Annotated in this window: 12 protein-coding genes; 1 reads left to right on the top strand and 11 read right to left on the bottom strand. The window is 57.7% G+C overall.

Going from position 1 to position 15,233, the window contains the following annotated elements:
- Positions 1-44: 44 nt before the first annotated feature.
- The 5 genes from thrH to GN112_RS26035 form a co-directional block, all read right to left on the bottom strand.
- Positions 45-668 (bottom strand): bifunctional phosphoserine phosphatase/homoserine phosphotransferase ThrH, encoded by a 624-nt coding sequence (gene thrH, locus GN112_RS26055; RefSeq protein WP_155312842.1) that lies wholly within the window; start codon positions 666-668, stop codon positions 45-47.
- A gap of 57 nt (positions 669-725) precedes the next feature.
- On the bottom strand, positions 726-2,042 hold the full coding sequence (locus GN112_RS26050) for a homoserine dehydrogenase (protein ID WP_155312841.1): 1,317 nt from the start codon (positions 2,040-2,042) through the stop codon (positions 726-728).
- A 152-nt stretch (positions 2,043-2,194) separates the two neighbouring features.
- Positions 2,195-3,559: a DUF3999 domain-containing protein gene (locus tag GN112_RS26045; RefSeq protein WP_155312840.1), complete on the bottom strand. Its 1,365-nt coding sequence runs from the start codon at positions 3,557-3,559 to the stop codon at positions 2,195-2,197.
- Entirely contained in the window at positions 3,556-6,309 is a 2,754-nt protein-coding gene (locus tag GN112_RS26040) for a DUF2339 domain-containing protein (protein ID WP_162459125.1), read from the bottom strand. The genes GN112_RS26045 and GN112_RS26040 overlap by 4 nt, the downstream gene beginning before the upstream one ends.
- 140 nt (positions 6,310-6,449) lie before the next feature.
- A complete protein-coding gene (locus GN112_RS26035) occupies positions 6,450-6,587 on the bottom strand; it encodes a hypothetical protein (protein ID WP_155312838.1) in 138 nt (45 codons plus the stop codon).
- Between the two features lie 422 nt (positions 6,588-7,009).
- Between GN112_RS26035 and GN112_RS26030 the strand changes: the two genes are divergently transcribed.
- On the top strand, positions 7,010-7,345 hold the full coding sequence (locus GN112_RS26030) for a hypothetical protein (protein WP_155312837.1): 336 nt from the start codon (positions 7,010-7,012) through the stop codon (positions 7,343-7,345).
- Positions 7,346-7,801: 456 nt separating this feature from the next.
- Here the strand turns inward: GN112_RS26030 and GN112_RS35430 are convergent, their stop codons facing one another.
- From GN112_RS35430 to rbbA, 6 genes are all read right to left on the bottom strand, one after another.
- A complete protein-coding gene (locus GN112_RS35430; protein ID WP_414736152.1) occupies positions 7,802-7,927 on the bottom strand; it encodes a 4Fe-4S binding protein in 126 nt (41 codons plus the stop codon).
- 149 nt (positions 7,928-8,076) lie between these two features.
- Positions 8,077-8,904 (bottom strand): L,D-transpeptidase family protein, encoded by an 828-nt coding sequence (locus GN112_RS26020; protein ID WP_197743409.1) that lies wholly within the window; start codon positions 8,902-8,904, stop codon positions 8,077-8,079.
- 353 nt (positions 8,905-9,257) lie between these two features.
- A complete protein-coding gene (locus GN112_RS26015) occupies positions 9,258-9,584 on the bottom strand; it encodes an Lpp/OprI family alanine-zipper lipoprotein (protein WP_197743408.1) in 327 nt (108 codons plus the stop codon).
- 73 nt (positions 9,585-9,657) lie between these two features.
- Positions 9,658-10,923, bottom strand: a complete 1,266-nt coding sequence (locus GN112_RS26010; RefSeq protein ID WP_197743407.1) for a L,D-transpeptidase family protein — start codon at positions 10,921-10,923, stop codon at positions 9,658-9,660.
- Between the two features lie 446 nt (positions 10,924-11,369).
- Entirely contained in the window at positions 11,370-12,494 is a 1,125-nt protein-coding gene (locus tag GN112_RS26005) for an ABC transporter permease (protein ID WP_155312834.1), read from the bottom strand.
- Positions 12,495-12,500: 6 nt separating this feature from the next.
- Positions 12,501-15,233 (bottom strand): ribosome-associated ATPase/putative transporter RbbA, encoded by a 2,733-nt coding sequence (gene rbbA / locus GN112_RS26000; protein WP_155312833.1) that lies wholly within the window; start codon positions 15,231-15,233, stop codon positions 12,501-12,503.

Genomic DNA, 15,233 nt, shown 5'->3' with positions numbered 1-15,233 from the left:
GGTCCAGTCGGTTCAGTTAATCTGATCGGTTCACTGCTCACCGTTCACACTTCGCGGTTTACCCCCTCACCAAGCGCCTTCCCAAATATCACCTTCAACTCGTCATAAGTGGTCGCCACCGGAAACTGTGGGTATTCGTCGATCACGTTCTGGGGCGGACGGAAGAGAATTCCCTGCTGCGCCTCCTTAAGCATATTGACGTCATTGTAGGAATCGCCCATGGCCAGCACCTCGTAGTTCAGGTTTTTGAAGGCCTGGACCACCTTGCGTTTGCCGTCGGGCTGCCGCAGGTTGTAGTCGGCGATGGCCCCGCCGGCATCAATGGTCAAGCCATGGCAGAGCAGCGTGGGCCAGCCGAGTTTCTCCATCATGGGGCGGGCGAATTCAACAAAAGTGTCCGAGACAACGATCACCTGGGTTCGCGCCCTGAGCCAGTCCAGGAACTCCCTGGCACCCGGCATGAGCTCCATGGTGGCAATGACGTCGGTGATGTCTTTCAGCTTGAGGCGGTTGGCCTCCAGAATGGAAAGGCGCCGCTTCATGAGCACGTCGTAATCGGAAATATCCCGGGTGGTCAGCCGAAGTTCTTCAATGCCCGTGCGTTCGGCCACATTGATCCAGATTTCCGGGATAAAGACGCCTTCCAGATCTGAACAGATGATGTGCATGGTCCCTCTTCTCAATCTCCGGCTTCCGGTTTTCGCCGGAAGGCCAAAATAATGGTCTTAGTCCTGCCCGTTCTGGTCTTCGATACGGATCAGCATGGGCGCGCCGACCATGACATCCAGGACGCTGATTTCAGCCAGGGCCTTGGAGACATCCGCCTCGCGGGCCTGGTGGGTAAGCATGACCACCGGCACCGAGCCGTTGGCTTTCCTGCCTTTCTGGTGAACCGACTTGAGGCTGATGGCATATTTCCCAAGAATACCGGAAATGGCCGCCAGCACGCCGGGCCGATCCAGGGCGTCGAAACGGAAGTAGTAATTGGTCACGATATCGTCCATGGACATGACGGGTATGGAACGGATCGTGTCCGCCTGAAAGCCCATGACCGGAATCCTGCCGGCCCCATCGGACGCCAGGTTTCTGGCGATGTCGGCCAGGTCCGAGACAATGGCGCTGGCCGTTGGCATCATGCCCGCCCCGTGACCGTACAGCAGGATCTCGTCCACGGCATCGGCCTTGATGCTGATGGCGTTGAGCGTGCTGTTGACATTGGAAAGCAGGTTGTCGAAGGGAATCATGGTCGGATGCACCCGCGCCTCCACCGACTCACCGTCGAACTTGGCGATGGCCAACAGTTTGATGCGATACCCGAACTGGGCGGCAAATTCGATATCCAGCGGCGTGATCCGGGAAATTCCCTCGATGAAAACATCATCAAAGTTGATTTTCATGCCGAACGCCAGGGCCGAAAGAATGGCCAGTTTATGGGCCGCGTCATATCCGCCCACATCCAGAGTGGGATCGGCTTCGGCATACCCCTTGGCCTGGGCCTCGGCCAGGGCGGTTTTAAAATCGACCCCCTCGTCGGTAATTTTTGAAAGGATGTAATTGCAGGTGCCGTTGAGAATTCCGGTCATACCGCTGATCCGGTTGCCCACCAGGGATTCCCGGACCGCCTTGATAATCGGCATGCAGCCGCCCACACTGGCCTCGTAGGCCAGATCCACGCGGCGGGCAGTGGCTGCCTCGATAATGGCATTGCCGTGCTTGGCCAGCAGCGCCTTGTTGGCCGTGACCACATGTTTGCCGCCGGCAATGGCGCCCATGATCAGTTTTTTGGCGATCCCCTCCCCGCCGATGGTCTCGACGACAATGTGGACATCCGGATCGGCGATGGCCGCCGCTGCATCGGGAATCATCACTCCCGGTGCAAGATCAAGACCGCGCGCCCGATCCATATCGATGTCGGCGACATACTTCAAATGCAGCGCGCATCCAATACGGTCCCGGATGATATCCCCGTTGTCCAGAAGCAGACGGGCCACCCCCGTTCCCACGGTACCGCATCCCAAAATGGCAACATTCACCTGTTTCATATCCGACTCGTTCCTGATACGCGTTGTTTTTGCTCACTAACATTATGGTTAATTTGGACTTTTCTTATGACCTGCCCCTGAAAGTCAATAGAAAAGGGGGCTTTTTGGGAAGGATCGCCGTATTTGGTTCGTTGGTGGGCACCCGTCACCGCTTACCCTTTCAACCGCCGGGCCAGGCGCCAGGCCATACCGGCCACCACCAGCACCCCGGCCAGAAGGATCGACCAGAGCACGATCCGCCTGGTGGGCAGCGGTTTGAGTTGCGGCTTCAGGCACTGGGGACCGCCGAGAACGAACGACCGGCCCTGGGGCTCCACCCAGCGCTCGATCCCCTGGCCCTGCTGGCGGCCAATGCCGTCGAAAAGCGCCGCCACATTGACAGTCAGCGGCTGTGCCAGGGTGTTGCCGAAGGCCAGGGTATAGGGTCCGTTGCCCCTGGCGATGAAATACAGATCATGGGGCCGGTAGCCCATGGACAGTTCGGGAACGGCATTGCCGATGGTGCTCTCACTATCATCCACCGCCAGCCGCCAATAGCGGTCCATGGAGATGACCACGGTTTTCGGTTCACTGGACAGGGCGGTGCCGTCCCTGTCAATCCGGTAGAACAATCCTTTGAACCGCCGGGTCCAGTCGTCATCAGGATCGGCACGGGACCAGAGGGTCGCTTCCGCCATGCTGTTGGCCTGGCTGAAAATGAGATTGATGCGGTCCACCGGAAACGCGCCGCCGGTTTGATACAGAAATTCGCCCGGGGTGCCCATGACCGGCGTGCCCTTGATTTTACGGTATGCGCGCACCGGTTGGCGGCCTTCCGGGGGTTTACGGCCCTCGACAGCGGTCAGGACCAGCGCCGGGCCGTCATCCAACTGGCGCAGTCGCAGGTAGCGCCGCTGGGACGACTTCAGCGGGATGGTGTTGTTCAGGAGGCGATGGCTGCCGTACTGGATATCGGAAACGGCCCAGCGAGGATGCACGGTCGTCCAGCGCACCAGATCGTCCCCGGCGTCCACGGCCAGAAGGCTCATCCGGTTGGCGCCGTCCGGTTTCCAGGTCAGGCGCAACCCGGCCAGGTTGCGGCCCGTCCGGTTCAGGTCGATGAGAAACTTTCGCGGCACGCCGGCCGCCCCGGTGCCGGAATCCTGGGGGTCGATCCGCACCACGGTGCCGTCCGCCCCGGTATGCACCTCGATGCCGTAGCCGCCGGCAACCGTAGCGGGCGTTTTTGGCAGGGGAAAAAACGGTAATGGCTGCCACGGGGATTCGGCCTCCCGGCTGCTGGCAAAACGGATCAGATGCGGCACCACCTCACCGGCCTGGTTGAACACACGCAGGTCGCCCAGATCGGTTCGAGAGGTATGCTCATACACCGTTTTCGGCAGGCTCAAGGCCGCCACCGGTGTTCCCACGGGCACCGTGATACGGATACCATAGGCAAAGTCATTGGGAGACAGCCCTGCCGCGCCAGCCAGCTCAGGCCAGACCAGCAGCAACGCCAACCACAGCCATCTTCTCATGGGGTATCTCCTTTCATATCTGACGGCGGCAAGGGTGTGAAAAAACCGATCACCAGCAACAGGGCGCCCACGGCCAGAAATGAGACGATCCGTGAGATGGTGCCCGAACCGGACAGGTCAACCACAAACAGTTTGCCGACCACAACGGCCAGCAAGGTGGCACCGGAAAACCAGAGCGCACGCTGTCTGAAGCGATTGGCGGCGATCATTCCGCCCAGGGCAACCAACCCCCAGAGTACGGCCACCGCCGCCTGGAACAGGCCCGAGCGAATCATGAGGTCCCAATCATAGGCCACGCCGGCCAAGTGGTGAACCGTACGGGCCACCACGGCGGTGAGCCAGAACAATCCGCCGATAGCCGGGACGCCCCACAACACGCCCGGCGGAAGGGACGCGGCCGGCAAAAGTGCCTTTTGGCGGACAATCCGAACCCAGTTGACCACCACCAGAAAAACGAAAAGCTGCACCAGGTCCATGGGGTTGAAGAGCGGCAGATATGGCAGGGGCCGGGGATCGCCATCCATGAAAAGGCCCCGAATCCCCCACGCCACCAGTCCGAATACCAAAAAGGCCGGCAGCCACCCCTGATAGGAAGCCGTCCAGGGCCGCAAAGGCCAGCCGGTCACCGTTCTCAGCCGTATGAGCAGGCCCACGGCCACTGCCGGCAGCGCGCCCCAGGCGGCAAACGCCCACACCGGAGCGCCATCGGCCATCCGGTCCAGCAGCCATGCGCATTCCCAACTGAGCAGAAAGACAACGAACAGCGCGCCGGTCACATGCCAGACGGCAGACACGCGGGCTGGCCAATCACGGTCCAGGGTGCGCAGCAGGTAACCATGCGTGCCAAGGGCCAGGGGCCAGACGGCCAGCCACCACCCCTGAAAAGGATGCCGGAAGTAGATGTGGCCGCTATTGGCCGCGGCGATCAGAATCATCGCGGGAAGCAGTCCCAATGCCGGCCAGCGCAGTCCCTTCCAGTCCAGGCGACGGTAGCATACCCCCATGGCCATGGTATTGATGCCCACAAAGGCCATGGCACCGGCCAGTTCGTGGCGCCGGGAAAGGCAGCGGTCGATTTCGTTCAGTCCCGTACCGAACCACCAGGCCAGCCCCCAGGCCAGCACGGGTGCGATGAGCACCCGTTCCGGCCGGTAAAGCCGGTCTTGAAAGCGTTCCAGCAGAAAGGCGCTGAGCAAACCGGCAAGGCCAATCATCATGCCGCCCATAAAGCGGTTGTTGAAGACCGCCAGGGTGCTTCCGCCAGCGTGGCTGCCCATCAGAAAAGCGATCCCCGCACCCACCTGAAGAAGAAGCCCGAACCCGCGCGCGGTCCAGCGCTTTTGGCGCAGCCCCACCCACACCAGGCCGGCGCCCTCCAGGCTCCAGGCCACGGCCGTCCAACTGCCGGACAGGGCCAGGGGAATGGCCAGGCTGCCAAAGATGACCCCCAGGGCCAAAAACGCCTCGACCAACGCGGCCAGGCCGTCCCCCCGGCGGCGCCACAATACCGTGGCCAGACCGGTGTAAATCAGTCCCATGGCAACGGCACTCAGGGCCAGCCCCAGGGAAAACTGCTTCACCAGCCCCACCTGCAGGCTGAACACCACCAGGGGCATGCCAAAAACCAGGGTTCCGTCCACATACCCTTTCAGCCGTGGCGGTTGCCGCAGGGCGAAAAGCACGGAAATGGCCAGGTAAAAGACAAAGAAAAGAATTAAAAACGGCTCGGTGGTGGCAAAATAGGGGCTCTGGTAATACTGCAGCCCCCAGGCCGCACCAATCCCAAAGGTGAATACGAAGCCCAACAGGTTCAACCAGCGCCAGGCCTTGAACCAGGCGATACCGAATATCCCGGCGTTGAGCAGGGCGTAGTAAGAGAAAAGCATGACGTGGCTGCCCGTTCCCGTGGAGAGCAGCACCGGTGACAGGAAGCCGCCGGCCGCCCCGATAACGGCCATGACGGCCGCGTCCTGGAGCACGGCCAGGATACCGGAAAAGACCACCAGTCCGACCATCACCAAAAAGGTAAGCGGCAACGGCACCAGGTGGAACAGCCGGGCGGCGGCAAACAGGGTCAGGTACATGACGCCGATGCCGCCCCCCTGCAGGCTGACGGCATAGCCGAAACGCTTTTGGCGCAGCCGCCAGCCCAGAACCAGCAGGCCGAGGCCGGCAGCAAAGGCCGCCGTGAGGCGAACCTCCAGGGGCACCAGGTTGCGCGCGGCCGCATATTTTACCAAAAAGGCAAAGCCGAAAAGCAATACCACTACGCCCACGCGCACCATCAGGTTGCCGCCGAGCAACCATTTCCGGATCGGCTCGAACGGATCCTTCGTTCGGACCGGCTCCGGTTGCCGGAATTCCGGCGTTGATGGCGCCGGCCGGGCATCAGCCATGGCCTCCTCGGACAGTTCCAGTTCCAGGGACGGCAGTTCGGCGGAAGGCGTCTCAGGCAAGGGCGACGGTTCGGAAACCGGTACGGCCGACACGCCGGTTTCGGCAGGTTGCGGTGTCTGCCAATCGGTCGCGCCTGCGGCAGCAGCAGGTTGCCCGGCATTGGCAGCAGAAGGCCGGCCCACCCGTGCCTGAAGATCGGCAACGCGTTTTTCCAAATCCAGCAGCCGGCTGCGCTGACCGATCACTGCGGCGGCCAGCAGTCCGATCACCCCGCCCAGCAAAAAACCGCCCCGGCCATACAGGTAGACGCCGCCGGAAATGGCCCCGATGAGGCCCACAACGATATAAATCATCTGACGTTCCTCTGTTCCATCTTTTAACCCATCATTTGTTTCCCACGGGTCTTTTACCCTCATTCGGCCGATGACGCTCCTGCTGAAGGGAAAATCCGCGTCCAGCCCCCATGCAAATCGCGGAACAGGAGGATTGGTTGTCAGATCAGAAACCGTAGCAGAACAATAATCGCGACTACGGCAACAAGGCCAATCAGCAACGCTTTTTTCTTTTCCAAAATTCGATACAACAGCGGCTGCTGACCCTGAACCGCCATGGCATATTTTCTTCTTCCCATCGATTCACCCCGAGCATTTCATTTTCTGTTTTTGGCCGATCATCCAGCGGGTAGGTATCGGCGCGCAGCCCGCTACCGGATAGATTCGTGCGCATCCGCGTCCTTTGTTCTCCACGGCTGGTATCAGGATGCACGGGATGTTGTCAACGGACACTGCAAGGTAAGAAAAAACTCTCAAACGAGGGCCTTGCTACGCCTGTATAAAAAGACGATTGTTTTTGAACTCGATATTGAACATCAAGCAACAAACATTGAATGCAAACAAACAAGCTTTTGCCTCTGCCACAAAACTGATTTATTTTTATCCGAATGATCATTTTTATAATAAAATTGTTATCTCATCTTGATTTTTTATTCATAATGTTAATAATTAAAAGCAATCGTTTTTTTATTAACTTGAAATTTATCAAAGGAGAAACCGAATGCCGGCAAAGAAAAAAGTTGACGGAGCAAAGTTGATTAAACTGGTTGAAAGTGGAAAGCATCAACGCGACATCATGAAGGAGTTCAAATTCAACACGCCCGCACAACTGAAGTCCCACTATCTGGATGCGTTGATGAAAACCGGCAAAGCTCCGGAAATCAAATCCGGCCGCGGTGGCACCACGGCCAATCCGTCCAAGGAAGTGCTGGTCAGCAAACGCGGCAGCATCGTCATTCCAAGAACGATGATCGAAGAGATGGAATTTTCCGAAGGCAACAAATTCAGTGTTCGTAAAACCAAATCCGGAATTTCCCTTAAAATGGTCGACGCATAGTTGACGGATGCATTTTTGTTATTGTCTGTTCATAGATGATTCATTTATGAACGGGCAGATAATAGCTATTCGTTTTGATTAAATCGGCAGATTATTGATCATTAAACGGATTTTGCGGAGCCGAAATCAAGACCCTAATATGAGTGTTGTTATTGTCTTCGATTCCGATGGCCATTTCAATGGGATTTCCTAATGATGAAGGTCTTTGAAGGATCCGTTGAAAACACAAAACAGGCACTAAAATGCCTGTTTTGTGTTTCTGAAAACCGGCTATCCATCGCTTTCATCGAGCACCTCCTGAACCCAACTCAATGCGGCTATCGTATTCGGGAACCTGGTCGTGGGCATGCCTAACAAAACGGGATAAGTACATAGGGGCGTATTTTAACCCCAATGTTGCAACATTGGGGCTTTGTATGGTTGGTCTGAACATATTCGGCGCCCGCGTGGAACGCCTCATGTGCCGACATGCTTCATTCCAATGACATCCAATGGGCAGGCCTCAATACAATCCCAGCATGCCATGCACATATCCTGAAAAATGACCGGGGATTCGAAAGTACCGTCCAGTTGCTTGATCACTTTATGAGCACACGCCGGTACGACCACGCAAAGGCCCCCGTCGGGATCGCACGTTTTCGGATCACACCGTTCATAGTCTATCGCGGAAAATGATTTTTAGATTGCATGCTCATATTAATCCCCTATTTTCGATATGGATGGGTTCAGTCTCATGGTCTTATCTCGACAGGTGTCCCGTCGGGAACCAGCCGCGCGATCTCCTCAATTTCCTTGTTGGTCACAGCAATGCAGCCTTGGGTCCAGTCAATCTCCGTGTGAAATTCACCGACCCAGGAGAGACCATCTTTAACGCCATGGATCATGATATCGCCGCCTGGGGAAACGCCCAGTTCTTTGGCGTGTTTTTTGTCTCTCTCATTAGGGTAGGAAATGCGAAGAGAGAGGTGGTAGCCGCTATGCCGGTTCCTGGATTCGATGGTATAGTTTCCCTCCGGAGTTTTGTTGTCGCCCTCCCTTTCTTTGGGACCAATCGGATTTCCGCCCAGCGCGATTCTGTATGTTTTAATCACTTCTCCCTTTGAAATCAGCGTCAGCCGCCGCCTTTTTTTCTCGATCAGGATCTTGTCCACCGGTTCCGTCCGGAGTTCGAATATCTTCTGTTCGAGGGTTTCGATCTTTTTCTGAAGGGTGATGATCTCATGTTCCCGGAATTTAATCTTCCGGCGGTAGGTCTCAACCTGTGCCTGCTGCTCTGCAATCAGGTGGTCCTTGATGATGACATTTTGGATCTGGAGCATCAGCATCTGGCTGTCGCGCCGGTAGTCACTGTCTGGAACGTCACCGATAATCTTCCTGAAGCATTCCAGCGCCTTCTGGTAGCTTTTGCGCGGGTTTCGGGGATGAGCATAAATGATCCCCATCTCGAAAAGCACCCGGTCCGCAGTCTCGGGCTCTTTTTCGATAACGGTCGCGTATTTTGCGAGTGACGCCTCGTAATTTCCCTGGGTGCAGAAATTATTGGCTTCCGATAAGATCAATCCGACCGGGAAATCCTCACTGCGATGGCTGCATCCGAAAGTGAAACCTACGGTCAGCATAATGCAAAAAAAGAGAAGGCGCAGATATGTGCCATACCTGTTCGCCCTTATATCGATATTTGTCATCGTGCCTTTTAAGAATTTGCCGGATGGGCCCCAAATTGGTCTTTTTCCGGGCGGCAAATGAAAAAAAGGAAGTGACCGGTTTAGCCACCCGACCACTTCCTATAGCATTCAAGATAATGTTTTTGGACGGCGTTATCGGTCGTCGCGGTATGATTTATACAGCTTCCTCCCTCTGGCCTTGCCAAAAACATTATCTTAAAAACTATAATGATTTACAAGACTGGAGTTTACTTCTTCATGGAATTCTTGAAAATCTCCTCGGCCCTTCTTGCTTTTTCATCAGCAAGGCGCTCCTTCTCAGCTGCGATGCGCTCTCTTTCCTCAGCCCTTTTTTCGGCAGCCTCGGCGCGCTCAGCCGCTGCATTGGCCTTCAACAGGGCCTCGTCAGCCGCCGCCTTGGCGGCCTGTGCATCCTGAGCGGCCTGGTCTGCTTTGGCACTGATCGCCATTTCCCGGGCCTGTGCCTCCTTAAGATCGGCTTTAGTGGCGCAGCCCCCAAGAGCAAAGCCCATAACAAGCATCACCGAAATCATCAATAAACTTTTTTTCATCATGCGTTACCTCCCTTGTGAATATTTTTATATTATAACAGCGACGGTGAAGTGCCGTGTTAAATAAACCCATCGGCTATTTGTGCTGCACGGGAGCGACCACAATGCCGTCGATCTCCAGATCAATTCTCATTCGCCGTGACGCATTTTTAGCCTCTCCGTTGGTTTTGAACGGGCCGGCAAGCACACGGTACCGACCATCCTTTGACAACACCTGTGAGGAGATTGGCGGTCCTTGGTGGTTGAGGATGGTGGCAAGCCTGAGGGCCTCAACCGGATCGCCCATAATGGCGGCCAACACATACCACGCATCGGTTCTGAGTTCCGGCACCGGTGGCTGGCCGTAAAGCCTGACCGGATGTCTGAGTTTTATGGTTTTCCGGGCGGCAGGCTCGCCTTCGGCACCGATGGCGGATATGGCAACAGGGATTCCCCGGGCCTCGGCCACGACCGTCTTGATCTTGTGCCAGTCAAGCCTGTCGCCGGTTTTTTTTTCAATTTTTTTCAATTTTGCATAGGCCTTCTCCAACTCAGCGGTGCCGAATTCTTCGAAGGGCGTATGGGCTTCCAGGTAAACCCGCCCATCACGCCAGCCTACAAGATAGGGCTGGTACACGACGCTTACCGGTGTTTTCACCGGAGTGATTTCAAAGAGCTGCTTGATGTCTTCCGGGTAAAGTCGTATGCAGCCGTTGGTTGCCCTCAGACCGATGCTGGCCGGTTTGTTGGTTCCATGGATCAGGTACTCTGATCTGCTCAAATATAGCGCGTGTTCACCCAAGGGATTCAGAGGCCCCGGCGGCACCATGGCTGCCAGCGGATCACCCTTTTTGCGGTGGTCTGCCGCAATCGATGCGGGCACAAACCAAGTCGGCCGGAATTTTTTGCGTGCGATATACATTCGGCCTTTGGGCGTGGGCCGCTCAGTGGTACCGACACCAACAGGATAAGTCGCAACGGCCTGTACCTTACCGTCTCTTTTGAAGTGAAAAAGCCTCATCGCGGCCAGGTTTATCACGATGCCCTTTCTGTTCGCCTCCGGCAGGATAAAACTAAGCGGCAGCACAATGCGTTCTCCGGCCTTGGGCACCCATACATCCACCCCTGGGTTGGCGGCACTTACCGTATTGATTCCCAGGCTGAAGTGGCGAGCGATATCCGGCAGCGTGTCCCCTTTTTCAATTCTGATGGTCGCCAGCCGGCCGACAACGTCGTCGTCTTCCTCCACTATAAAGTAATTTTTTTCGATACTGTCCGGCTCCTGGCCTGATCGCGGCAGTATCTCCAGAACGTCCCGGGTAACGGCACAGCCATTGAGCAACAGCATGCCGATCGACAGCATCAGAAAATAACAAACCATTGACCGGAAAAGTCGGTTCAGAAATCGGCCCGGAGCCTCAAGCCCAATCTTGATGAGTGAAGAACAATTAATCGCCATCTATCAGAATCTTCGTCACTATAGGAATATCAAATTGAAGGATGAACGGCACCAACCATCGCGGGGCCTATCAAAACCGTAACAGCAGCACCTTTTTTTCACTCGCTCCCGCCCTTTGGGAATGCTGGCTGGCGATGGGACCAAAGTCCGCGCATACGTTATCTTACTGTAAAAACAGTTAATACACAAACTGGGCCATATTCCCGACCGTAAATTAAAAACAAATGGCCCTGGGTGGATCCTAAAAGATGCAAATATGTCGCCGTCTTGTGAATATCCCGGTTTTTTGCCGGGGATGTCAACCGATGCCGCGACGCGAGGAAAACTGCCTCAATGGGATCTTTTTTTGATTACAGCTGCGTCTGGGTAACACTTTTGCGGAAGCGCAAAAGGGCAATGGAGAAAAAAACCGCGCCGATACCGATGATGGCCAGAAGATGGGTCCACACCGCCGCGATCCCGGCGCCGCGGTAAAGAATCGCCTGAGCCAGGGCCACGAAATGGGTGGTGGGGGCAAACTGCATGATGGCCTGGACCACGGCCGGCATGCTCTCCCGCGGAGTGATGCCGCCCGAGAGAATCTGCAGGGGCAGGAGTACCAGGATCATCAGCAGGCCCAACTGAGGCATGGAGCGCGCCAGGGTGCCAAGGAAAATGCCGATGGAGGTGGTGGAGAAGAGGTGCAGCATGGCACCCAGGAGAAACAGGCTGGTGGAACCAGCCACCGGCACGCCCAGCACTTTCTGTACGACCAGCCAGAGGGAGAGGCCGGCCCCCACGAGCACCACCAGCCCGTTGGACCACACTTTGGCGGCCATTATTTCCAGCGGGGTAAGCGGCATCACCAACAGATGCTCGATGGTGCCGTGCTCGCGTTCACGGATCAGGGCCGCGCCGGTCAGGATGATCGAGAGCATGGTGATGTTGTTGATGATCTCCATGACACTGCCGAACCAGGTGCTGTTCCGGTTGGGGTTGAACTTCACGCGGATGGTCTGGCGGATGGGCAGGCCTGTGTCACCGGTGGCCTTGAGAAAATCGGCGATTTCGGCGTTGATGATGCGGCGGATGTAACCCGAGCCAATAAAAGCCTGGGTCATGCGCGTCGCGTCGATGTTCACCAGGACGTCGGGTCCTTCGCCGGCCAGCAGGTCGTGTTCGAAATCGGGCGGGATATCCAGGACGAAGGTGAAGTGCCCCGAATCCATCCCGGAGTTCACCGCCGCCGGTGGGATGTCTATCGGCGTTTGGAAATAGGGTGGGTAGAAGGCGTTGATGATCTGCGCCGAGAGCTGGGAGCGATCCTCGTCCAAAACGGCGATGGGCGCCTTGTGCAACTCCAGCGAGGTGGCCGTGGAAATGGCGTAGATCCCCCCGGAAAAAGCCCAGATGACGAAGATGAAAAGCACTTTGTCGTGCCAGAAGCTGCGCAGTTCCTTGATGCCGAGGAAGACGATGTTGGTCAGTTTGCGCATGCATGCTCACCGGTCCTGTGGCTTTAGCGCCAGGGCGCTGGCAACGGTCAAAACGGGGATAAAGAGCGCCAGGGTGGCGAGTTGGGTGGAAAGGTCGCCGAATCCCAGGGCCTTGGTGAAGACCCCGCGGCTGATGATTAAAAAATAGGTCGTGGGAAAGAGCTTGCCAATCAGGGCGCCGGCCCCTTCCAGGGAAGCAACCGGATGCGTCAAGCCGCAAAAGTTGATCCCCGCAAGGAGGGTGACGATGGCCGTGCCGGCCAGGGCCGCGATCTGGGTGCGCGTGAAGGCTGACATGAGCTGGCCGATGCCGGTGGTGGTGATGACGTAGAGCAGGGCGCCGGCCGTGAGGGTAGCGAAGCTACCCTTGATGGGGACCTGGAATACGGTCACGGCAATGGCGGCCAGGCCGAAGTAACTGAGCATGGAAATGCCGATGTAGGGCAGCTGCTTGCCCAGCAGGAACTCCAGGCGGGTCACCGGCGTGACGTAGAGATTGGTGATGGCGCCCAGCTCTTTTTCACGTACCACGCCCAGGGTCATCAAAATGGCGGGGATGAAAACCAACAGCAGCGGGATGACTGCCGGCACCATGGCGTAGATGCTTTTGAAATCCTGGTTGTAGCGATAACGTGAGGTCACGTTGACGCCGGATCCACGACCGGTCGAAAGCCCATAGCGGCGGGCCAGGTCGGCCAGGTACTGCAGATGGATGCCCTGGGCGTAACCCTTGATGGTCTCGGCACGAAAGGGCATGGCACCGTCGATCCAGAACCCCACCTCGGGCTGGCGTCCGCGTCTGAGGTCGCGTCCGTAACCCGGCGGGATGCTGATCGCCAGGCTCAATTCGCCGTTTTGCATACGCCTGTCAAGATCCTTGAAATCGGCGATTGGCCGATGTTCGACAAAATAGCGCGATCCGCTGATGTTCAGGACATAATCGCGGCTTTCGGGTGAGCGGTCCCGGTCGAGGACCGCATAGGAAAGGTTTTCCACATCCAGGTTGATGCCGTAGCCCAGAATGAACATGAGAATCACCGAACCCAGGGCCGCCACGGTCAGGCGGATGGGATCGCGGCGAATTTCCATGCTTTCCCGATGGGCATAGCCGAACAGGCGCAACAGACTGAACCATCCGGAAGCCGGCCGAGTGGTCGCCTTGGCCGAGGGCGCCGTCGGTGCCACCGGCAATGGCTTTGCCGTGGCGCGCGCCGTTCCGGTGGCTTCTTCCAGGCCGGCAATAAAGGCCGCTTCCAGAGTCTCGGCACCTTGCGCGCGCATCAGGTCCGCGGGTGTGCCGCTGGCCAGCACCCGGCCGGCGTGCATCAGCGAAATGCGGTCACAGCGTTCGGCTTCGTTCATAAAATGGGTGGAGATGAAGATCGTCACCCCATCCCGGCGCGAGAGGTCAATGAGCAATTCCCAAAAGCCGTCGCGGGCGATAGGATCGACACCCGATGTGGGTTCGTCCAGGATGAGCATTTCCGGTTCGTGCACCAGTGCCACGGCCAGGGAGAGCCGCTGGCGGATGCCCAGAGGCAAATCGTCGGCAGCCACATCAGTGTAGTTCGCAAGGTTGAAGCGCGCGACCAGATCGTGAATGCGCGTATCGGCCCGTGCCGCCGGCACATGGAAGAGGCGGGCGTGCAGGTTCAGGTTCTGCCTCACAGTAAGCTCGGCGTAGAGCGAGAATCCCTGGGACATGTATCCCACCCGCTTGCGCGTGGTCAGGTCATGGGCATCCACGGGCACACCGAAAAGGGATGCCGCCCCTGATGAGGCGGGTAACAGGCCGGTGAGCATTTTCATGGTTGTGGTCTTACCGCAGCCGTTGGAGCCGAGAAAACCGAAAATTTCTCCGCGCTCGATATGGAAACTAACCCCATCGACAGCGGTAAAATCGCCGAATTTTCGGGTCAGCGAGCGGGCCTCGATGGCCAGTGCCCCTTGTGTCGCCGGTCGGGGCAAAAGGATAACGGCGCGGTGACCCTGGCGGGCCGCCTCGGGCAGCAGTTGGATGAAAGCTGCTTCCAGCGTGGCCTGGCCGGTGCCGGTTTTAATTTCTCCGGGGCGGCCGGTGGTCAGCACCCGGCCGGCATTCATGGCCACCAGCCAGTCAAAGCGATCGGCCTCCTCCATGTACGCCGTGGCCACGAGCACGCTCATGCCTGGCCGGCGGGAGCGGATCTGGTCGACCAGGTCCCAGAACTGGCGCCGGGAGAGCGGATCCACGCCGGTGGTCGGCTCGTCCAGGATCAACAGGTCGGGGTCGTGGATCAAGGCGCAGCACAGGCCCAGCTTCTGTTTCATACCACCCGAGAGTTTGGCTGCCGGCCGGTCGGCAAAGGCGCTCAGCCCCGTGCCGGCCAGAAGATCGGCGATGCGGCGCTGGCGCTCGGCCCGGTGCTGGCCGAAGAGGCGTCCGAAGAAGTCGACGTTTTCGAAAACCGAGAGCGTGGCGTAAAGGTTGCGGCCCAGTCCCTGGGGCATATAGGCAATCCGGGGACTGGCCATCGTACGGTGCTGCCGTGAGCGCATGTCTCCTCCCAGCACCGTCACCCTACCCTGCTGGATGCGGCGCGCCCCGGCGATTACTCCCAGGAGCGTCGACTTGCCCACCCCGTCCGGTCCGATGAAGCCGACCATCACACCGGCGGGAATTTCAAGGTCGATCCCGTCAACGGCAAAGGTTCCGCCGTAGCGGTGGCTGAGCCCGGCCACCCGGGCAACGCTGTCCAT

The organism is Desulfosarcina ovata subsp. ovata (genome assembly GCF_009689005.1).
In the GTDB taxonomy this organism is placed as follows: Bacteria; Desulfobacterota; Desulfobacteria; order Desulfobacterales; family Desulfosarcinaceae; genus Desulfosarcina; species Desulfosarcina ovata.
Note: the sequence above shows the minus strand (reverse complement) of the source record. Positions and strands in the feature narration are given on the sequence as shown.